This window comes from Bacillus sp. AFS077874 (genome assembly GCF_002566505.1).
Taxonomy (GTDB): Bacteria; Bacillota; Bacilli; order Bacillales; family Bacillaceae_G; genus Gottfriedia.
In genome coordinates this window covers 210382-232231 of record NZ_NUYF01000010.1, presented here as the reverse complement: position 1 = coordinate 232231, position 21850 = coordinate 210382, and the positions used below count along the sequence as shown (strand labels likewise).

The window sequence follows — 21850 nt, the reverse complement described above, 5'->3', positions numbered from 1 at the left end:
TTTTTTAGGAGGATATTTAATGATTTCAGTAAATGATTTTCGTACAGGTTTAACAATTGAAACTGACGGTGGACTTTGGCAAGTAATAGATTTCCAACACGTTAAACCAGGTAAAGGTGCTGCATTCGTACGTTCAAAACTTCGTAACCTACGTACAGGTGCTGTACAAGAAAAAACATTCCGTGCTGGTGAGAAAGTAGCAAAAGCACATATTCAAAACCGTAAAATGCAATATTTATATGCTAATGGTAACCAACATGTATTCATGGACAATGAGTCTTATGAGCAAATTGAATTACCAGAAGCAAATATTGAACGTGAATTAAAATTCCTTAAAGAAAATATGGAAGTTTATATCATGACTTTTGAAAGTGAAATTTTAGGTGTTGAATTACCAAACACTGTTGATCTAAAAGTAGTTGAAACTGAACCAGGTATTAAAGGTGATACTGCTTCTAACGTTACAAAACCAGCTACAATGGAAACTGGTTTAGTAGTACAAGTACCAATCTTCATTAATGAAGGCGAAGTATTAATTATTAACACAACTGAAGCTAGCTACGTTTCACGTGCAAAATCTTAATTAAATGTAAAATGGAGGCACTTATTTTAAGTGTCTCTTTTTTCTTATTAACAAATTTAAATAAGTAAGGGTGATTAAATGGTTACATCAATAGTTCTTTGGACATTGATTATCATTTGTTTTGCATTGGCGTTTATTGCGCTAATCAAACCAATAATTCCAGGTGTACCAGTATTATGGGTAGGGTTTTTAATTTATTACTTTGGTATTAATAAAACTAATTTAAATATATCGTTTTGGATTATTATGCTGATTTTTACAGCTGTTATTTTTCTAGCGGATATTCTAGCTAATAAATATTTTCTTAAAAAATACGGTAGTACAAAAACTGGTGAAAGAGTAGGGTGTTTAGCTGTAATCGTTGGATCGTTTGTTTTTCCTCCCTTTGGCTTAATTATTGTCCCATTCATATCTGTTTTTATTGCTGAGAAATTACAAGGGAAGAATACGAAAGAGTCAATAAAATCTGCATGGGCGACAGTTGTCTCTTTTATTAGTAGTTCATTAGCAAAAGCGGTATTGCAAGTTATTATGGTAATAATCTTTTTTGTTTATATTATATTTTAATTTTGTTTGAGAATCTTATCGTTAGACAATGAAGATATAGTCATGGTGATTACTATTACGGCCTGTCATGAGTAAGTTATTTCATATTTACTTTTTCAGATACACACCAACCATTCATAAGCAAGTCTAAAGAGAGAAGTTATACGACTTCTCTCTTTTTTGTGCCTTCGAATTAATGTTTGTCTTCTGAAATGGACATGTTCAGCATATTAGTAATAAAAAAGAATGAAAAAAGGTGTGTAGCTATGAAGGATTGGATTGATTCAATGGATCGAGCTGTTCTAAGTATGGGAATGCTTAGAGTTTTTGGTGGAAGTGTAGAATTGATTGCTGCTTTTACAATTTTGTATTTAAACGACATTAAGAAAGCCTTGGCAGTAAATAGTGTTTTGGCAACTGTCGGACCTATAATTCTCATTTCAACAATGGCTATTGGAATTATAGGGGTTGCATCTAAATTGGATCCTATTCGATTAGTTTTAGTAGTTTGTGGTGTGTTTTTAATATTGTTGGCAGTTTTTAAATGATAGGATGTGACCTTTTATGGAAGAGGTTTTCAACGTATTACCTACATTAATTAAAGAAAAGTTACAGCGTTCATATGGAGACTTACATCAAGTCGAGGAATTAAGGTTAAGAATTGGGCGTCCAGTTGAAGTGATTTCTAATAATCAGTCCAATTTTATACCTTATATCCTAACAGAAGAAGAAGGCGGGCAGATTCTTGGAAAGTTAAGTCAATTTTCAATTTATACGATTGAGGAAGAATTGAAAAAAGGCTATATCACAATTAAAGGTGGGCATCGAGTCGGGTTAGCTGGTCGCGTTGTAACCGAAAATGGAATGGTTAAAATGATTCGAGATATTAGTTCTTATAATTTTCGGATTGCAAAAGAAAAAGTAGGAATAGCTAGTCCATTTGTAAAGTATGTTTATGAAGGAAGATGGAAAAACACTATGCTGATTGGCCCGCCACAAGCAGGGAAAACAACATTACTTAGGGATTTTGCTAGAGTAGTGAGTCAAGGCGATGCCATAAGGGGAATAAGGCCTGGGAAAGTAGGCATAGTTGACGAGCGATCTGAGATAGCAGGTTCAGTTAAAGGGGTTCCTCAATATACATTTGGTGAAAGAATAGATGTATTAGATGCATGTCCAAAGGCTGAAGGAATGATGATGCTTGTAAGGTCGATGAGTCCTCATGTCATTCTTGTAGACGAAATTGGAAAAAAGGAAGATGTTGATGCAATTTTAGAAGCGATCTTTGCCGGTGTTCAATTAATAGTAACCGTCCATGGCTATTCTCTTGAGGAAATTAGAAAACGCCCTTCTCTTTTGCCTTTGTTTCAAAATGGGACATTTGAACGATTTATTGAAATTTCAAATTTTCCGTCACCTGGTACTGTTACGGATATTAAAAATAAGGATTTCACTAGTTTATTTCATCCGAGGGCGGTGCTTTAGATGAGGTGGATTGGAGCACTTATTATCATTTTTTCAACAAGCTGGCTTGGATTTTATTTTGCCGGTAGATTATCAGAACGAACAAAAGAATTAAGGGGCTGGAAGTTGGCTCTCCAATCACTTGAAGCAGAGGTAATGTATAGTCAATTGCCACTTCAAGAAGCGTTTAGAAGAATTTCGAGTCAATTGAAAGGACCGATTAATAGTTGTTTAAAGGATTTTGCAATTCAACTTGAAACGAGTGCATTATCAGCGAAAGAGGCTTGGGAAAATTCATTAATGAAATATGCAAAAACTGTCTCGATTAAAGAGTCAGACATACAAGTGTTACTACAATTTGGTGAGACGATTGGTATGCATGATAAATATTCACAACAAAAACAAATCATTTTAGCACTAAAACATTTGGAAAGAGAAGAGCAAGAAGCAATCGATTCACAGGGCAGTTATGAACGAATGTCTAAAATGTTAGGCGTTTTAAGTGGAATATTAATCGTTATATTACTCTTGTAGGAGGAATTTAAATTGATTACAAATTATGCACTGATGTTTCAGATAGCTGGGATTGGAGTAATTGCTGCAATTATCCATGCCGTCTTAAAGAAAGCCGGACAGGAAGAGTTTGCTACTTGGACGATTATAACTGCATTCATTATCGTATTTCTTCAAGTGATCACTAAAGCTGGTGATCTTTTTAATAAAGTTAGGGATGTATTTCTATTTCATTAGATTAGGGGTGAGAGTCTTTGGAAATCATCCAAATTGTTGGCATTGGTTTAGCTGCGACATTTGTCATTCTTCTATTAAATCAATTTAAAATGAATAATTTTACTTTAGCAATAACTGTTTTTATAAGCTGTGTTTTGTTTTTATTTTTATTAGATAAGGTGCAATTCTTATTAGATCAAATTCAAAAGCTAGCAAATCAAGCGAGTATTAAAAATGTGTATGTTGAAACTTTATTAAAAATAATTGGGATCGCATACATAGCTGAATTTGGCGTTCAAATTACGAAAGATGCAGGCCAAGGGGCAATTGCTTCCAAGATTGAACTAGGGGGAAAAGTACTCATTTTGGTTCTTGCAGTACCGATTTTAACAGCTTTAATTGAAACAATTTTAAGTTTTTTACCAAAAATTTCTTAGATGTAAGGAAAGGAGGACATTATGTCAAAAAGGATGAAAGTTTTTCTTCTTTTCTTTACTCTCTTTTTTTTAGTACCAAGAATTGTACAAGCTTCTCCTCCACCTGCTGAGATAGTAAATGAACAAATACAAAAGTTAGGGATCGATGAAGTTCAACAATATTGGGATGAAGTTGTTCATCAATATGGTGGCTTTTTACCAGAAAGTCAAAAAGGGGACTTTATCCAATTTATAAAGGGAGAAAAGAAATTTTCATTGCAAGAATGGTTTATTGCATTTGCTAAATATATATTTTTTGAGTTATTAAGTAATGGGAAAATATTAGGAATCTTAATTATGTTAGTTATTTTTAGCTCTTTACTCCAATCATTACAAAATGCATTTGAGAAGAGTACGGTTAGTAAGATTGCTGATAATGTGATTTTTCTAGTATTAGTCGTTTTTGCATTAAATAGTTTCTATGTTGCCACGCAGGCCACCCAAGATGCAATTACAGTCATGATTGATTTTTTACGAGCACTAATACCTATTTTACTAGCTTTGATTGCGACATCAGGTGGTGTCATATCCGTTGGCGTTTTCCATCCAATCTTAATTTTTTTAATGCACACCAGTGGATTACTAGTGACGTATTTTGTACTACCTTTAATTCTTGTATCTACAATTTTAAGCATTGTAAGCATTATAAATGATGAGTTAAAGGTGACAAAACTTGCTTCATTAATAAGAAATGTTGCTGTAGGTGTACTAGGAATCTTTTTAACTATTTTTTTAGGGGTATTAAGTGTACAAGGTTTGACGACTGCCGTTTCGGATGGGGTAGCAGTAAAAACAGCTAAATTTGTAACAAGTAATTTTGTTCCGGTTGTTGGTAAAGTTTTTGCAGACGTTACAGATACAGTTATTAGTGCGTCCTTATTATTAAAAAATACAGTTGGGATTGTAGGTTTAGTTACTTTATTAGCAATCGTTGTATTCCCAGCTATTAAAATATTAGTTTTAGCTTTAATTTATAAATTCTCAGCGGCGATTTTACAACCAGTTGGAAGTAAAAATATCATTAGCACGATTGATACGATCGGAAAAAGTGTAACTTATTTATTTGTTTGTTTATCAATTGTTTCATTAATGTTTTTCTTAAGTATGACTTTAATAATAGCGGCAGGAAACATTGTCGTCATGTTTAGGTAGGTGAAAAAATGGAATTCTTTATACACTGGGTTTCAAATATTATCGTCTATATATTAGTTGCAACCGTCATTATGATGTTAATTCCAAATACCGGCTTAGCAAAATATGTACGATTTGTAGCCAGTCTATTATTAATTGTCATGATGCTCCAACCAATTTTTCAATTATTCAGAGTAAATATAAAAGAAGTGCTAGCTGGGTACCAGTCTAAAACGTATGAAGCAAATGGCGAAATAAAAAATGAAATAAATAATAAGAAAAATGAAATACAAGAAGCAGAACGTGCATATATATTAAAACAAATGGCTGTCCAAATGAAAAAGGACGTTGAAAAAAGCTTTACAAAAGAATTTGAACAGGTCATTACAAATGTGGATTTACAAGTAAAAGATGGAGTTAATACAGTCAAAACAGCTCAGGATCTTTCTAAAGTAATCGTTTACGTTGGCGCTAAAAAAGATGAGACAAGCAATGTAGAACCTGTTCAAGAAGTATCAATTAATACCGATCAGCCAGTTCAGACAGCCGATGAAATAATTAAACAACAAGAGTTACAAACTTTTTTAGCAAATAAATGGGAGCTTGAGGACAAGCAAATCGAAGTCAAGATGGAAGGAGGGGAGTAATGACAAATGAAGAAAAAGATTCCACCAATAAAATTAGCAGACTTTCTAAAAGGAAATGGCGATGACAAAACCTCTTCTGACAAAGAAAAAAGTCCATTTAAACTGACGAGAAAATATGTACTAGCTCTACTGGGACTCGGGGTTTGTTGGATGATTGCAAGCAGTCTATTTGCTAATACAAATCAAAAAACGAATTCAATGCTTTCACCTATTTCCACAGAAACGAGTGGAACACCAAAAAATAATGAACAAGCTGTTGAGACTCTTGGAAGTGATGGTGGAAAATCATCATCAAACAAAATGGAAGAATATGAAACAAAATACGAGCAGCAGCTAACAGAGACATTAAATAATATGGCTGGTGTAAGTAATGTAAAAGTAGTAGTAAATCTTGAAGGTAGTGGAAAGAACGTTTATCAAACAAATAAAACGAATCGTTCTCAAGAAACTGAGGAAACAGATAAACAAGGTGGGAAACGAAATATTGATGATCAATCACAAGAAGAGCAAGTAGTCATTATTGATAACGGTGATAAACAAGAACCTGTTATAGCCGAAACTGAAATGCCAAGAATTAGAGGTGTACTCGTTATTGCTAAAGGCGCAGAAAACCTTGAAGTAAAGCAAATGATTCGAGAAGCTGTAACACGATTACTTGATGTACCAAGCTATCGTGTCTCTGTACAACCAAAAAAATAAGAGGAAGAAGGTAAAAGTTAAATGAAAAAACAAACAATTTGGTTATTAACAATGTTAAGTTTAGTAGTTGTATTATCAGTTTATTATGTTACGACACCTGATAATTTAAAAACAACGAGTTTTATGAACATGAATAATAGCACAAATACAGATTCATTAGACTCAACTCCTAAAGATACTAAGAAAACGGATTCTAAAACAGATACATCTAAACAAAACTCAGATACTTCTAAACAAAACGATAAAGAAACAGCTTCCAAAGAAAATTCTACTAGTGAAGTATTCTTAAAACAACGTATGGAACAAGAAGATCAAAGAAGTCAATTAATTGATGAATATAAAGCTACTGTTGACTCAGCAACTGCATCAGCACAAGAGAAGAGTGAAGCATTCACGAATATGAACGAACTTCAAAAATTAACTGCATTAGAATCAGATGTTGAATCTATGATTAAAGAAGCTGGCTATAAAGATGCACTAGTTCGTTCTGACAAAGATGAAGTAAAAGTAGATGTAACATCTGCAAAACCAAGTAGAAAAGCAGCGAATGACATTATTCAAATGACAAGAAGTGTCTTAGGTGAAAAATTAGTAGTTGTAAAATTCCAAGTTAAATAATTTGTTGAACAAAGCCAGTAGAATTCATTCTACTGGCTATCATTTTGTATAAAAGGTTTGACCAATTTTCCACAATAAATGAAGCCCCCGTGAGGTTATTTACTGTAACGAAAAATCAACTAAGTACCTATTTAGAAGAACATAATGTAAGTAATAGCCAAAATAAAAGGCTTCCCATTGTTTAAATCGCCTGTTGCCAGAGTGATTAACTACTGGCTCTTCATTTTTTTTAATAATCATATAAATAATTAATGTGAATTTTAGGATTATTCCTAATTCCTGTGCACTTTCTGTCTTTGGTTTTCCCTGTTATAATAGTTTATATTGAATTATTTTTGGTAAGGAATAATATATAAATATTCCTTGTAAAATAGCTAAAAATAATTAGGCATTACTTTGGTTAAAATAATTTGTTGAAAAGTTTAGTATTAGGTTATAAGATTAGACTATATGTCTTAAGGGGTGAACAGAATGAAAATTCATGAAATTAGAGAATTAATTAAGTTAATCGATCAATCAACAATAAATGAATTCGAATTTGAGGATAATGGTGCTATCGTTAAAATTAAAAAAGGTGGACAAACAACTGTTGTTACATCTGCTCCAGTTGTACACCAAGAGGTAGCTCCTGTTGTTACATCTGCTCCAGTTGCAACTTTAGAAAGACCAGTTGCTGCAGAAGTTGCTGCACCTGTAGTGGAAAAAGAAGATACAAGTAACTTACATAAAATTACATCACCGATGGTAGGTACTTTCTACGCATCTCCATCTCCTGATGCAAAAGAATACGTATCTATAGGTGATCGTATTAAAAACGATTCAATCGTTTGTATCGTTGAAGCAATGAAGTTATTTAATGAAATTGAAGCTGAAATTGAAGGCGAAATCGTTGAAGTTCTAGCTAAAAATGGTCAATTAGTAGAATACGGTCAACCATTATTCTTGGTAAAGGCCTAATATCTACAAAATTAACAGTACTTTACTAGAGAAGGTGAAGAAATGAAAAAGGTTTTAATAGCGAATCGAGGAGAAATCGCCATTCGTATTATTCGAGCATGTAAAGAATTAAACATTGAAACAGTTGCTATTTACTCTGAAGGAGATAAAGAAGCATTACATGTTCAAATGGCTGATGAAGCTTATTGTGTCGGTCCTAAATTATCAAAAGATAGTTATTTAAATATGACTAATATCATTAGTATTGCAAAATTAACTGGTTGTGACGGAATCCATCCTGGTTATGGTTTCTTATCAGAAAATGCTAGTTTTGCAGAATTATGTACAGAGTGCAATGTGAAATTCATTGGACCAACGGCTGATTCTATTTCTAAAATGGGTACAAAAGACGTTGCTCGTGAAACAATGAAAGAAGCAGGAGTACCAGTAGTACCTGGTTCACAAGGTATTATTCAAAGTGTTGAAGATGGTAAAAAGATTGCTGCAGAAATCGGTTATCCAGTTATTATCAAAGCTACAGCTGGTGGCGGAGGTAAAGGGATCCGTGTAGCAAAAGATGAAGCTGAACTTGAAAAAGGTATACAAATTACTCAACAAGAAGCTCAAACAGCTTTCGGTAATCCGGGTGTATATCTTGAAAGATACATTACAGATTTTAGACATGTTGAAATTCAAGTTTTAGCAGATGAACATGGTAATACGATTCATCTTGGAGAACGTGATTGCACAATTCAACGTCGTCTTCAAAAATTAGTAGAAGAAGCGCCATCTCCTGTCTTAGACGAAGAAACTCGTCAAAAAATGGGTCAAGCAGCTGTTCGTGCAGCTGAAGCAGTAAATTACTGGGGTGCAGGTACTGTTGAGTTTATTTATGAACCACATACTAAAAACTTCTTCTTTATGGAGATGAACACACGTATTCAAGTTGAGCATCCTGTAACTGAATATATTTCTGGTATTGATCTTATTAAGCAACAATTATTAATTGCTAAAGGTCATCCATTAAAAATGACTCAATCAGACGTGTCATTAAAAGGTTGGTCTATTGAATGTCGTATTAATGCAGAAAATCCAGATAAAAACTTCATGCCGTCTCCTGGTAAAATCAATTCGTATTTACCACCAGGTGGTCCGAATGTTCGTGTTGATTCTGCTGTATATAGCGGGTACACAATTCCGCCATATTATGATTCAATGATTGCGAAAGTTATCGTGCATGGCAAGACAAGAGAAGAAGCAATTGCTATAATGATAAGAGCACTTGAAGAATTTGTGGTAGAAGGAATTTACACAACAATTCCATTCCATTTAAATTTATTGCAAAATGAAATCTTCGTAAAAGGGAAGTATAATACTAAATTCCTTGAGGAGCATGCGCTTGTTAAAGGATAAAGTGGAGGGATCTGTATGAACGAAAATCAAATTTTAGAAATGGGTACTGCGACATTAGGTCGAGTAGAAATCGCACCTGAAGTAATCGAAGTAATTGCTGGTATTGCAGCTGCTGAAGTTGAAGGTGTTTCAAGCATGCGTGGAAACCTAGCATCTGGTATTTCTGAAATTATCGGTAAGAAATATCACGGTAAAGGTGTCCGAGTTGATTTATCAGAAGATCGAATTACAATCGATGTATACATTCTAGTTAAATTTGGTAAGTCAATCCCAACTGTAGCAGGTAATGTACAAGACAATATTCGTCAAGCATTATTAACGATGACAGGTCTTGAATTATCTGAAGTAAATGTTCACGTAGTAGGAGTTCAATTCGATACGAAACCTGAGCAGGAAGCTCCAATTGAACTTTAATCTTATAAAAAAGAGTCTCTATCTAATAGAGGCTCTTTTTTTGTTTTGCTAGATAAGAAGTAAGGACAGTCTTTGCAGTTCTTTCATTTTGGTGTATCCTTTGTCCGGTTCTTATGAACTGATTAAATATTTTGAAATGTGTTAAAATTTATTTATAAATGAAATAGAAAAAGGTGACAATATGATCTTAAATTTGAGCACAAATCGAACAAACTTACGGGAATTTGTTGAAAATGATTGGCAGCAAGTACATAAATATGCATCACAATTAGTTGTATGTCAATTTCAGCCATGGGGTCCAAATACGGAGAGTGAGACTAAGGAATTCATTCATAAAATACTAGAAGATATGAAGCAAATAAATAGGACTAGATTTGCATTTACAATAATAGAAAAGAAATCCGATGAATTAATCGGATCAATCGAGTTTAATATTAGGGATGAAATTAATCAAATAGGTGAAATAGGGTATATAATTCATCCGAACTATTGGGGCATGGGTTTTGCTAGTGAAGTTACTAAAGAAGTCATTTCATTTGGATTTAAAAATTTTAAGCTTCATCGAATATTTGCGACATGTGATGTTAGAAATATTGCATCAGCAAAAGTACTTGAAAAATGCGGATTAAATTTAGAAGGTAAAATGCGAGAAGATCTATTATTAAGAGACGGCTGGAGAGATACTTATTTATACAGCATACTGGAACATGAATGGCTTAGGAATCAGGAAGGACAGGAAAGATCATAAAATTTGGTATTAGTTGGAAAGTCTTTTTTATTTCCTGAAAATCTTTTGTACCCCCTTTAATCCCGCATTTTCTTAATCTATCTATTTGAATGTTCGTGTTTTCTTGTATAAATATTATTTTAAAGTAAGAAAAAGGAATTTTTTTTAAAAAAACACAAACATTAATCTGTTATTTTATTGGATTTTAAGTTAAAATGTAGAAAACAGTTTAAAGTATTGAGTTTGCTTAGAAACGTTAATAATAATAAAAATTAGAGTTAATACAGACAGTCGTTGGAACTTATTAAAAAAAGTGGTAAAATAACGTGTTACTATACAAAATTAGAATTCGTTATTACCTATGCAACGAATGATGAATTTAGCTTAAAGGAGTTTATTATTTTGATGAAACGTAGAAAAGCAAGGGAACTTGCATTACAAACATTATTCCAAATGGATTTAAGTGAAGCGAATGCTTCAGATGCATTAGAGCATGTATTAGAAGAAGCTGAAGAAAAACAAGATGCTTTTTTAGAGTCAATTGTAACAAATTTTGTTAGTCATAAAGAAGTGATTGACGAACAATTAGCTTCAAATATCGAAAGCTGGACGATTGATCGTTTAGGTAACGTTGATCGCAATATCCTTAGAATCGCTCTAGTAGAAATTACTTACTTAGAGGATGTTCCAAAAAGTGTAGCAATCAATGAAGCGATTGAAATTGCTAAAGTTTACGGTGATGATGATTCTAGTAAATTTATCAATGCGGTATTATCAAAATTCTAAATAGATAGATTGTTTATATGCATAGGGGGAAACTAAAATGGTAGCAACATTAATTAATGGTAAAGAAGTTTCAGTATCAATTCGTGAGGAATTAAAGAATGGTGTTTCAGAATTAAAAAATCAAGGTGTTACACCAGGTTTAGCAGTTGTTTTAGTTGGAAATAATTCTGCTTCAAGAACATATGTGAATTCGAAGCATAAAGCATGTAATGAATTAGGAATGTACTCTGAAGTAATTGAATTACCTGAAACAGTTACTGAAGATGAGTTATTATCCGTTGTAAACAAATTAAACGATGATGAGTCAATTCATGGTATTTTAGTTCAGTTGCCATTACCTGCTCATATCTCAGAAAAGAAAGTAATTGAAACAATTTCTCCATTAAAAGATGTTGATGGATTTCATCCAATTAATATTGGAAGAATGATGACGAATCAAGATTCATTACTACCTTGTACTCCTTTTGGTATATTAAAATTAATAGAAAATACAAATATTCCGATTAGTGGAAAACATGTCGTTGTTATTGGACGTAGTAATATTGTAGGGAAACCAGTTGGACAACTATTCTTAAATGAAAATGCAACGGTTACTTATACACATTCACGTACAACTAATCTAAAAAATATTACAAAGCAGGCTGATATTTTAATTGTTGCGATTGGTGTAGCGAAATTAATTACAGCTGATTATGTTAAAGAGGGAGCAATTGTGATTGACGTCGGAATGAATAGAGACGAAAATGGCAAATTATGCGGAGACGTAAATTTTGAAGATGTAAAAAATGTTGCTGGTTATATTACGCCTGTACCAGGTGGAGTAGGTCCAATGACAATTACAATGCTACTTCATAATACGTTAAAAGCAGCTTCTCAAATTGATAGTAAATTAAATTTGAGTACTAAACTTTAATCTTATTGCTTTGTAAGAATGAAAGAAGGGCTATGCATGACGGAAAAGCTACCAGTTACTGTTACCGCATTAACTAAATATTTAAAAGCAAAATTTCAAGCGGATCGTAATTTGCAAAATATACTTCTCCGTGGAGAAATCTCAAATTTTAAACGTCATTCATCTAGCGGTCATTATTATTTTACGTTAAAAGATGATGGTGCTAGAATTGCAGCGGTCATGTTTCAATCCTATAATGCAAATATCGCATTTCAACCAACCGATGGTATGCAGGTTATTGTACAAGGTGAAATAAATGTATACCCAGGATCTGGTAGCTATCAAATCTACATAAGAGACATGCAACCTGATGGGGTTGGCGGTCTCTTTGTAGCTTATGAACAATTGAAGAAAAAACTATTAGAAGAAGGACTCTTTGATCAGAAATTTAAGAAAAAGATTCCTTCTTTTCCTAGTGTAATCGGGGTTGTTACTTCACCAACCGGTGCTGCTGTTCGCGATATCATTACAACGATTCAACGAAGATACCCGATTGGGAAAATAGTTGTAATTCCGACCCTTGTACAAGGTGAAGGGGCGAAAGCGTCGATTGTGAAATCAATTGAAACAGCAGGTAAAATGAAAGAAATAGATGTGTTAATAGTCGGACGAGGCGGAGGATCAATTGAGGAACTCTGGGCATTTAACGAAGAAATAGTAGCGAGAGCGATCTTTGAATCAAAAATCCCAATCATTTCCGCTGTGGGTCACGAGACGGATACGACAATTGCTGATTATGTCGCTGATCTAAGGGCGCCTACACCAACTGCTGCAGCAGAATTAGTTTCGTTAAGCCAAAGAGAAATACTTGAGCAATTTACAGTTCGAAAATCAAGACTCAATAAAGCGATGGATACTATTATTGAACGAAAAAAAACGCAATTAAAGGCTGTTCAAGATGCTTATGTTTTTCGATATCCAAATTCACTTTTCCATCCAAAACAAGAGCAATTTGACCGCATTAATGAACGTTTACATACATCAATAAATGAAATTGTTAAGTCTAAAATAAACAAACATAAAGAACTAAATTCGTCTCTACTTATTCATCATCCAAGTAATAGAGTTCAGCTTGAAAAGCAAAAGCACCAGCAATTACATAATGCTTTACAAAAAGAATTTAATCGCCTAATTACCCAAAAGAAATTTGAAATGGAAAGAGTAGTTCATACACTAGATGCACTTAGCCCATTAAAAGTTATGGCCAGAGGTTATTCATTAGCATATAAAAATGATAACGAATTAATGAAATCGGTTAAACAAGCAAAAAGCGGAGACCGATTCCAATTACAAATGACCGATGGGAAATTAAATTGTGAAGTACTTGAAGTAAAAGGAGAGTGAATCAATTGTCACAAAATGAGCGTTCTTTTGAAGAAGCAATAAAAGAAATTGAAATGATCGTACAAAAATTAGAGCAAGGTGACGTACCACTTGAAAAAGCGATCGAATACTTTCAAGAAGGTATAAAACTATCTCAAATTTGTCAAGAGAAGCTTACTAAAGTTGAAAAACAAATGACTTCTATATTAAATGAACAGGGTGAACAAACTCCTTTTACTGTTGAGGAGGAATAATATGAACACTTTCAAAGATTTTATGGAGTATTCCAGTAGACTAGTAAATGATGAAATGATTAAATCGGTTGAAAGATTAAAAGCACCAGAAAAATTAAAAGAATCTATGTCCTATTCATTACAAGGTGGAGGGAAAAGAATTAGACCTCTTTTACTTTTCGCAACGCTAGATGCATTTGGTAATGACCCATTAATAGGGATAAAACCTGCATGTGCTTTAGAAATGATTCATACTTATTCATTAATTCATGATGATTTACCATGTATGGATGATGATGATTTTCGAAGAGGAAAACCGACTAATCATAAAGTATTTGGCGAAGATCTTGCGGTATTAGCAGGTGATGGCTTATTGACATACGCATTTAAATTAATTACGGAAATGAATGATTTTCATGTGTCTGATCAAGTGAAGCTACAATTAATTAGTGAATTAGCGATTGCTGCAGGTCCTGAAGGTATGGTTGCTGGTCAGGTAGCAGATATGGAAGGTGAAAGTAAAGAGCTTAGTGGAGAAGAATTGCAATATATCCATGAAAGAAAAACGGGGAAAATGCTAATGTATCCAGTTATTGCAGGTGCAATTATTTCAAAAGCAACAGCCGAACAATTATCTCACCTAACGCAATTTGCTTATAAACTCGGTATCGCATTTCAAATACAAGATGATATTTTAGACGTAATAGGTGATGAAGAAGTACTTGGTAAGCCAGTTGGTAGTGATATAGAAAATGATAAAACTACTTATGTTAAGCTGTATTCAGTCGAGGGTGCTAAAGAAAGGCTTCATACATTTATTACTGAAGCTAAACAACATGTTCGAGCATGTGGGATTAAAGATGACTACTTAATCTCAATTTGTGATTTTGTTGAAAATCGCAGTTTTTAAACTTTGATTATGTAATTAATTCCATGTCCATTGAATAGATTTATTCATTTATGTATAATGTAACTACTTAATAATCGCTAATGATGTTAATAAAATATACAGAAATGTAGGCCGTTAACACATATGTGCTAGCGGCTTTCTTTTCATTTTGCAAATAAATTATTCATAATTTTGTTCTATAAAAATAAAAAACATTAAACAGATTTTAATAAAAATGGTATTATGATACATGGTGTTAAGAGTTAGTCATTTAAGAAACTAGCGTTTAACTACAAGTATGGTAAAATCATTTTATAGATAAAATTACATAATAATGAATTATTTATATAGATTTAACATCTAGGAAGGTGAGTGATCCAAGATGGATCTTACGACAATTGAAAATCCGAGCTTTTTAAAAAATAAAACGAACGGTGAATTAGAAGTATTAAGTGAAGAAATTCGTAAATTTCTTATTCAACAGCTTTCTGAGACAGGTGGTCATATTGCGCCAAATTTAGGAGTTGTTGAATTAACGATTGCATTACATAAAGTCTTTAATTCGCCTAAAGACAAATTTTTATGGGATGTAGGACATCAATCGTATGTTCATAAAATATTAACTGGTCGCGCAAAAGAATTTACAACACTTAGACAATTTAAAGGATTATGTGGCTTTCCTAAGCGAAATGAAAGTGAGCATGATGTATGGGAAACTGGACACAGTTCGACTTCACTATCTGCGGCAATGGGGATGGCTATTGCTAGAGATATTAAAAAAACTGGTGAATACATTATTCCGATTATCGGAGATGGTGCATTAACTGGTGGGATGGCTCTTGAAGCAATGAATCATATTGGACATGAACAAAAAGATGTCATCGTTATTTTAAATGATAATGAAATGTCTATAGCTCCGAACGTAGGTGCTTTACATAGCATTTTAGGAAGGTTGAGAACAACTGGGAAATACCGTTGGGCTAAAGGTGAACTTGAAGGTGTGATCAAAAAAATTCCTGGAATCGGGGATAAACTATCAAGTACATCAAAAAAATTAAAAGATAGCCTTAAATACTTAGTTACACAGGGAATGTTTTTTGAGGAGATGGGTTTCACTTATTTTGGACCAGTTGATGGTCATAATTTTGAAGACTTATTTGAATCCCTTGAATATGCCAAGAAAACTAAAGGCCCGGTAATAGTACATGTACTAACGAAAAAAGGAAAAGGATATAAGCCAGCAGAAAGTGATGATATTGGAACTTGGCATGGCACAGGTCCTTATAAAGTAGAATCTGGGAAGTTAATTAAGCCGGATAAAGCACCTCCAGCTTGGAGTAAACTTGTTAGTGATACTGTATTAAAATTAGCACTAAAAGATGAGCGAATCGTAGCGATTACTCCTGCAATGCCAGTCGGTTCAAAATTGGAAAATTTCCAAGCTCAATTACCTGACCGAATTTTTGATGTCGGTATTGCAGAGCAGCATGCGGCAACAGTAGCAGCTGGTTTAGCAACGCAAGGAATGAAGCCGTTTTTAGCAATTTATTCAACATTCCTTCAAAGAGCATACGACCAAGTGTTACATGATATTTGTAGACAAAATTTAAATGTATTCATTGGAATCGATCGTGCAGGTTTAGTAGGTGCAGACGGTGAAACTCATCAAGGTGTGTTTGATATTGCCTTCCTACGTCATATACCAAATTTAGTTTTAATGATGCCTAAAGATGAGAATGAAGGACAACATATGGTAAACACTGCAATTCAATACGACGATGGTCCAATTGCGCTACGTTTCCCTAGAGGGAATGGTATCGGCGTACCAATGGATGAGCAATTAAAAGAAATTCCGATTGGATCATGGGAAGTATTAAGAGAAGGTTCTGATGCAGTTATCTTAACGTTTGGAACAACAATTAAAATGGCAATGGATGCAGCGGATGATTTAGAGAAAGAAAATATTTCTGTTAAAGTAGTAAACGCAAGATTTATTAAACCAATGGATACTGCAATGTTAAATGATATCTTTAAGGACGGAAAACCGATTTTAACGATTGAAGAAGCAGTATTACAAGGTGGTTTTGGAAGTGCTGTTTTAGAATTTGCAAGTTCAAATAATTTTCAAAACGTCCGCGTAGAACGTATAGGTATACCGGATTTGTTTGTTGAACACGGTGATGTTGATAAGTTACTTGATGAAATTCATTTAACAAAAGATGAATCGGTTAAGAAAATCCGTGAAATGGTTTGTAATAAATAAGAGGATGACATTTAAATGGCAAAAAAGGAACGAGTAGACGTACTTTTAGTAGATCGTGGTTTAATCGAAACACGTGAAAAAGCTAAACGAGCAATTATGGCAGGACTTGTCTATACAAACGAACAAAGATTAGATAAGCCTGGAGAAAAAATAGATATTGAACTCCCTTTACAAATTAAAGGTGAAGTTATGCCTTATGTAAGCCGTGGAGGATACAAATTAGAAAAAGCTATAAACACATTCGATCTATCAGTTAAAGATAAAATTATGATTGATATTGGTTCTTCGACAGGTGGATTTACGGATTGTGCACTTCAAAATGGGGCAAAAAAATCATATGCTCTTGATGTTGGATACAATCAACTTGCCTGGAAATTAAGGCAAGATGAACGTGTTGTTGTAATGGAACGAACAAATTTTCGTTATGTTAAACCAGAAGATTTAATTGAAGGTTTACCTCAATTTGCTTCAATTGACGTATCCTTTATTTCGTTACGTTTGATTTTACCAGTCTTAAAAACATTATTAGTACCTTCAAGTGATGTTGTCGCGTTAATAAAACCACAATTTGAAGCCGGTAGAGAGCAAGTTGGTAAAAAGGGGATTGTACGCGATCCAAAAGTGCATGAACAAGTGATCGAAATGATGATCGATTTTGCGCTTCGCCAAGGATATGATATAAAAGCTTTAACTTTTTCTCCAATAACTGGTGGAGACGGTAATATTGAATTTTTAATTCATCTTCATTGGGAAGGTTCAAAGGAAATTGGAAATAGCGAGTTAAATCGATTACCAATGGAAATTGTAAATGAAGCACATACTGAATTAAAGAAGGTAAAATAATAAAAAGGAAACCAAATAGGTTTCCTTTTTCTCCTTTTTTCAAATTAAGGTAAAAAAATTATGCTAAAAAATGCATTTTATGAAAACGTTTAAAAAAATATATACAATAACGAGTAGATTAGATAAGATATTCTTTAAGTAAGATATTTGTCGGAATTTGCAAAGAGGTGTATTATGAATAAAGGTCAGCGTCATATAAAAATACGAGAAATTATCGCAAAAAATGAAGTAGAAACACAAGATGAATTAGTACAATCACTAAGAGACTTAGGGTTTAAAGTAACCCAAGCAACGATTTCACGTGATATAAAAGAACTACATTTAGTAAAAGTACCGTTATCTGATGGTCGATATAAATATAGCTTACCTGCAGATCAACGATTTAATCCGTTACAAAAATTAAAAAGACTTTTAATTGATTCATTTATTAAAATTGATAGTTCAAGTCATTTAATTGTAATGAAAACATTGCCTGGTAATGCAAATGCAGTTGGTGCATTAATTGATCATTTAGATTGGTCAGAAATTATGGGTACAATCTGTGGTGATGATACGATCTTAATCATTTGTCGTACACCTGTAGATGCTGAGGATTTAAAAGAAAAATTTATTGACATGCTTCAATAGGAGAATGGTTTTAAAAAGAGGAGAGAAACTCATTGTTATCTGAAATTATCATTAAAAATTTTGCAATCATTGAGGAAGTTTCCATTTCATTTGAAAAGGGTTTAACTGTACTAAGTGGTGAAACAGGAGCGGGGAAGTCGATTATAATTGACGCTATCGGTCTGTTACTTGGTGGTCGTGGATCTGCAGAATTCGTAAGATATGATACTGAAAAAGCAGAAATTGAAGGCTTATTTCATATCGAAAATGAGAATCATCTAATTTATTCAAGATGCAGAGAATTAGGCTTTGACATTGAAGATGAAATGATTATTTTAAAAAGAGATATTACTTCATCTGGTAAAAGTGTATGCCGCATCAATGGGAAATTAGTGACAACTTCTATACTTAAGGAAATTGGTGGTTTACTTGTTGATATTCATGGGCAACATGAGAGCCAAGATTTAATGGACCAAGAACATCATTTACCGATGTTACAACAATATGATGAAAAAGCAATTGCTCCTTTGTATACTGAATATCAAAATATTTTTAATAACTATACAGACTTAAAAAAACAGTTAAAGCAATTAACTGAAAATGAACAACAAATGGCTCATAGGTTGGATTTAATTCAATTCCAGCTAACTGAAATACAAAATGCGAATTTGCAAGAAAATGAAGACGATCAGCTGATGGAAGAAAGACTCAAAATTTCTAATTTTGAACGTATTTATAAGTCTTTAGTTGAAGCATATCAAGGTTTATCCCAGGATGGATCAGGATTAGATTCGGTCAGGTCGAGTATGTATTCTTTAGAGTCAGTAACGAATATCGATAATGACATTAAAGAAATGCATGAAGGAATCAGTAGTAGCTATTACTTATTAGAGGATATATCGTATCGATTACGTGATGCTATCGAACAAATGGAATATGATCCAAATAGATTAAACGAAATTGAAACTCGTTTAAGTGAGATCTCTATGTTAAAAAAGAAATATGGGCACAGTGTTGCTGATATCTTAAAATACGCAGAAGATATCGAACAAGAGTTGGATACTATTCAGCATAAAGATATGCATATCGAGAAGTTACAAAAAGACTTAGATAATGTGAAAATCAAGCTAATTAAAGCTGGTAAGACTCTTTCAAATAAAAGAAAAGAATTAGCAATCAAATTAACTGCTGATATACATAAAGAATTAAAAGAGCTTTATATGGAAAAAACAACCTTTGAAATTATGTTTGATGTTGAAGAAGGACAAGAATCAGATCCAATTATAGATGAACAACATATTAAGTTTAAAAAAGATGGCTTTGATTTTGTAGAGTTTTATATTTCAACAAACCCAGGTGAGCCTTTAAAGCCATTAGCAAAGGTTGCATCTGGCGGAGAACTGTCAAGGATGTTCCTAGCCTTAAAGAGCATTTTCACGAAGCATCAGGGGATTACGTCAATTATATTTGATGAAGTTGATACAGGGGTTAGTGGAAGAGTAGCGCAAGCAATAGCGGAAAAAATACACAAGGTATCCATTGATTCTCAAGTTCTGTGTATAACTCATTTACCACAAGTTGCTTCTATGGCAGATACGCATTTATTTATCGCCAAATTAATTGATGGAAATCGAACGAAAACTTCTGTTACACCATTACGAAATGATCAAAAAATTAATGAAATTGCAAGGATGATCGCTGGAGTTGAAATTACAGATGTAACGATTCAACACGCTAAAGAATTGATCGATCAGGCAGCTTCTGCAAAATACCAATCTCAATGAACATAAAGAGAATGTTTAATGATGGAAATTTTTTTCTATACATTAAATATTCTCTTTTTTTTATGGGAATTATTGATAAATTAGTAATTGGAAAATGCTAAATGAAACATACTAATACAACATTATACGTTAAAGAATCTATCATATTTTTACAATCATATTTTGCTTTTGCAAAGCTAACATTAACTACATAGCCACGAATTAAAAAAATGAAATTTGGCGCTAAGGAGAGTGATTCGCTTGTGAAAAATATAAATGTTCATCGAATAATAAAAATTCTTCTCCTTTTATTTATAGTTGGTATTGGCGTGTTTAATATAAATCAAAATAATGTGTTTTCATCTACCATAAAAAATAAGGATCAACAAGAAATTGTTAATGTAGCACTTGGTATGAATGAATTACCAAGTAAAAAGGTAGATGTTAAAGTATTAAACAGTTTAAGAATAATACCAGGGGGACAGTCAATAGGAGTAAAACTTAACTCAGTAGGTGTCTTAGTCGTTGGACATCATTTAGTAAATACTAGTTCGGGACAAAAGTCTCCAGGCGAAATTGCCGGAATTAAAGTTGGAGACATGATAATAAAAATGAATGGTAAACAAATCGAAAAAATGTCAGATGTATTACCGTTTATTCAAAAAGCAGGAAAGTATGGTAAACCTATAAAAATCACTGTAAAACGCGAGGGCAAGTATTACACAAAAATGTTACAACCTATTCGGGACCAAGGTCATAATAGCTATCGAATTGGATTATATATAAGAGATTCTGCTTCTGGTATTGGCACGATGACATTCATTGAACCTAATTCATTAAAATATGGTGCACTAGGACATGTTATCTCTGATAGCGATACGAGAAAAGCCATTGAAGTAGAAGATGGACATATCGTCTATTCAACAGTGACTGCAATTGAAAAAGGTGCAGATGGCTCACCAGGAGAAAAAATAGCACATTTTGCTTTAGATCGTGGAACGATTGGTAATATCACTTCAAATAGTCCATTTGGCATATTCGGTAAAGTTAACAATAAAATAGACAATGGGATCATGTCACAACCATTACCAATTGCATTATCAAATGAAGTGAAAAAAGGTCCTGCTAAAATACTAACCGTAATACATGATAATAAAGTAGAAGCATTTGACATAGAAATAGTAAGCAGTATTCAACAAAAATTCCCTTCCACTAAAGGAATTATTTTAAAGGTTACTGATAAACGTTTACTTAAAGAAACTGGCGGTATTGTACAAGGAATGAGCGGCTCACCAATCATTCAAAATGGAAAATTAATCGGAGCAGTTACACATGTTTTTGTAAATGATTCGACTAGTGGATATGGGGTTCATATTGAGTGGATGCTTGATGAGGCTAAAGTCCCGATTTATGATTATCAAAATAAAAAGGCTTCTTGATTTAAAAAATACACCTATCAAATTATGTAGGTGTATTTTTTATGTTTATTTATACTTCAGAATGCTCGATTTTTGTAATGAGTTATCTTCCTACTCGTCACTTCTTTAATAGCGCTCAAAGGGCTACATTGCATCTCTCATAAGTGTTAAGTATCCTTTGGAAGTAAAGCTCATTATATGGATAGCACAGAAAATACTCAAAAATACCCTTTCCCTTTATGAATTGATTTCAACACTGATCATACAATTATTAAATATTTTGTAGTGTATTTTGTTAAAAATAAGTCAAAAAAGGAAAAAAATGGTAGTATATTATTAGCAACATCGAAAGATTAAAAAAATTTTAATGTGGAGGAAAGTTGATATGACG

General features: G+C 33.1%; 24 protein-coding genes and 1 pseudogene. All 25 read left to right on the top strand.

Translation table 11 applies throughout. The features are described 5' to 3' along the window. The first annotated feature begins 19 nt into the window (after nucleotides 1-19). Nucleotides 20-583, top strand: a complete 564-nt coding sequence (efp, locus tag COJ46_RS12440) for an elongation factor P (protein WP_056475139.1) — start codon at nucleotides 20-22, stop codon at nucleotides 581-583. A gap of 78 nt (nucleotides 584-661) precedes the next feature. After that, nucleotides 662-1150, top strand: a complete 489-nt coding sequence (locus COJ46_RS12435; RefSeq protein WP_097978559.1) for a DUF456 domain-containing protein — start codon at nucleotides 662-664, stop codon at nucleotides 1148-1150. A 245-nt stretch (nucleotides 1151-1395) separates the two neighbouring features. Beyond that, entirely contained in the window at nucleotides 1396-1677 is a 282-nt protein-coding gene (locus tag COJ46_RS12430) for a YqhV family protein (protein ID WP_025672203.1), read from the top strand. 16 nt (nucleotides 1678-1693) lie between these two features. Beyond that, a complete protein-coding gene (gene spoIIIAA, locus COJ46_RS12425) occupies nucleotides 1694-2614 on the top strand; it encodes a stage III sporulation protein AA (protein ID WP_097978560.1) in 921 nt (306 codons plus the stop codon). Beyond that, complete coding sequence (spoIIIAB, locus tag COJ46_RS12420) at nucleotides 2615-3127, top strand: stage III sporulation protein SpoIIIAB (protein ID WP_025672205.1); 513 nt, start codon at nucleotides 2615-2617, stop codon at nucleotides 3125-3127. It begins immediately after the preceding gene. A gap of 12 nt (nucleotides 3128-3139) precedes the next feature. Beyond that, on the top strand, nucleotides 3140-3343 hold the full coding sequence (gene spoIIIAC / locus COJ46_RS12415) for a stage III sporulation protein AC (protein WP_088072847.1): 204 nt from the start codon (nucleotides 3140-3142) through the stop codon (nucleotides 3341-3343). Between the two features lie 26 nt (nucleotides 3344-3369). Continuing rightward, entirely contained in the window at nucleotides 3370-3759 is a 390-nt protein-coding gene (gene spoIIIAD, locus COJ46_RS12410; protein WP_069034314.1) for a stage III sporulation protein AD, read from the top strand. Between the two features lie 21 nt (nucleotides 3760-3780). Continuing rightward, nucleotides 3781-4950, top strand: coding sequence for a stage III sporulation protein AE (gene spoIIIAE, locus COJ46_RS12405; protein WP_097978561.1), 1170 nt, complete (start codon nucleotides 3781-3783; stop codon nucleotides 4948-4950). An 8-nt stretch (nucleotides 4951-4958) separates the two neighbouring features. After that, nucleotides 4959-5576, top strand: coding sequence for a stage III sporulation protein AF (spoIIIAF, locus tag COJ46_RS12400; RefSeq protein ID WP_098565978.1), 618 nt, complete (start codon nucleotides 4959-4961; stop codon nucleotides 5574-5576). Nucleotides 5577-5582: 6 nt separating this feature from the next. Beyond that, nucleotides 5583-6275: a stage III sporulation protein AG gene (spoIIIAG, locus tag COJ46_RS12395; protein ID WP_098565977.1), complete on the top strand. Its 693-nt coding sequence runs from the start codon at nucleotides 5583-5585 to the stop codon at nucleotides 6273-6275. Between the two features lie 21 nt (nucleotides 6276-6296). Continuing rightward, nucleotides 6297-6893, top strand: coding sequence for a SpoIIIAH-like family protein (locus tag COJ46_RS12390; protein WP_097978564.1), 597 nt, complete (start codon nucleotides 6297-6299; stop codon nucleotides 6891-6893). 471 nt (nucleotides 6894-7364) lie between these two features. Beyond that, nucleotides 7365-7850 (top strand): acetyl-CoA carboxylase biotin carboxyl carrier protein, encoded by a 486-nt coding sequence (gene accB, locus COJ46_RS12385; protein ID WP_097978565.1) that lies wholly within the window; start codon nucleotides 7365-7367, stop codon nucleotides 7848-7850. A gap of 42 nt (nucleotides 7851-7892) precedes the next feature. Continuing rightward, complete coding sequence (accC, locus tag COJ46_RS12380) at nucleotides 7893-9242, top strand: acetyl-CoA carboxylase biotin carboxylase subunit (RefSeq protein ID WP_097978566.1); 1350 nt, start codon at nucleotides 7893-7895, stop codon at nucleotides 9240-9242. Nucleotides 9243-9257: 15 nt separating this feature from the next. Continuing rightward, on the top strand, nucleotides 9258-9656 hold the full coding sequence (locus COJ46_RS12375) for an Asp23/Gls24 family envelope stress response protein (protein ID WP_056475162.1): 399 nt from the start codon (nucleotides 9258-9260) through the stop codon (nucleotides 9654-9656). Between the two features lie 181 nt (nucleotides 9657-9837). Beyond that, nucleotides 9838-10404, top strand: a complete 567-nt coding sequence (locus COJ46_RS12370) for a GNAT family N-acetyltransferase (protein ID WP_097978567.1) — start codon at nucleotides 9838-9840, stop codon at nucleotides 10402-10404. A gap of 384 nt (nucleotides 10405-10788) precedes the next feature. Further along, nucleotides 10789-11169, top strand: coding sequence for a transcription antitermination factor NusB (gene nusB, locus COJ46_RS12365; protein WP_098565985.1), 381 nt, complete (start codon nucleotides 10789-10791; stop codon nucleotides 11167-11169). Nucleotides 11170-11206: 37 nt separating this feature from the next. Next, nucleotides 11207-12082 (top strand): bifunctional methylenetetrahydrofolate dehydrogenase/methenyltetrahydrofolate cyclohydrolase FolD, encoded by an 876-nt coding sequence (gene folD / locus COJ46_RS12360; RefSeq protein WP_097978568.1) that lies wholly within the window; start codon nucleotides 11207-11209, stop codon nucleotides 12080-12082. A gap of 36 nt (nucleotides 12083-12118) precedes the next feature. Beyond that, complete coding sequence (gene xseA, locus COJ46_RS12355; RefSeq protein WP_098565976.1) at nucleotides 12119-13465, top strand: exodeoxyribonuclease VII large subunit; 1347 nt, start codon at nucleotides 12119-12121, stop codon at nucleotides 13463-13465. 5 nt (nucleotides 13466-13470) lie between these two features. Further along, the gene (locus tag COJ46_RS12350) at nucleotides 13471-13698 is read left to right on the top strand and encodes an exodeoxyribonuclease VII small subunit (protein ID WP_387327302.1); all 228 of its coding nucleotides are present in this window, start codon (nucleotides 13471-13473) and stop codon (nucleotides 13696-13698) included. A gap of 1 nt (nucleotide 13699) precedes the next feature. Further along, the gene (locus COJ46_RS12345; protein WP_097978570.1) at nucleotides 13700-14587 is read left to right on the top strand and encodes a polyprenyl synthetase family protein; all 888 of its coding nucleotides are present in this window, start codon (nucleotides 13700-13702) and stop codon (nucleotides 14585-14587) included. Nucleotides 14588-14948: 361 nt separating this feature from the next. Beyond that, a complete protein-coding gene (gene dxs / locus COJ46_RS12340) occupies nucleotides 14949-16829 on the top strand; it encodes a 1-deoxy-D-xylulose-5-phosphate synthase (RefSeq protein WP_097978571.1) in 1881 nt (626 codons plus the stop codon). A gap of 15 nt (nucleotides 16830-16844) precedes the next feature. Then, the gene (locus COJ46_RS12335) at nucleotides 16845-17672 is read left to right on the top strand and encodes a TlyA family RNA methyltransferase (RefSeq protein WP_097978572.1); all 828 of its coding nucleotides are present in this window, start codon (nucleotides 16845-16847) and stop codon (nucleotides 17670-17672) included. A 174-nt stretch (nucleotides 17673-17846) separates the two neighbouring features. Then, complete coding sequence (gene ahrC, locus COJ46_RS12330) at nucleotides 17847-18299, top strand: transcriptional regulator AhrC/ArgR (RefSeq protein WP_069034068.1); 453 nt, start codon at nucleotides 17847-17849, stop codon at nucleotides 18297-18299. A 32-nt stretch (nucleotides 18300-18331) separates the two neighbouring features. Continuing rightward, complete coding sequence (gene recN, locus COJ46_RS12325; protein ID WP_098565975.1) at nucleotides 18332-20062, top strand: DNA repair protein RecN; 1731 nt, start codon at nucleotides 18332-18334, stop codon at nucleotides 20060-20062. 308 nt (nucleotides 20063-20370) lie between these two features. Beyond that, a pseudogene (gene spoIVB / locus COJ46_RS12320) lies at nucleotides 20371-21480 on the top strand (SpoIVB peptidase); the annotation flags it as partial. Between the last annotated feature and the right edge of the window lie 370 nt (nucleotides 21481-21850).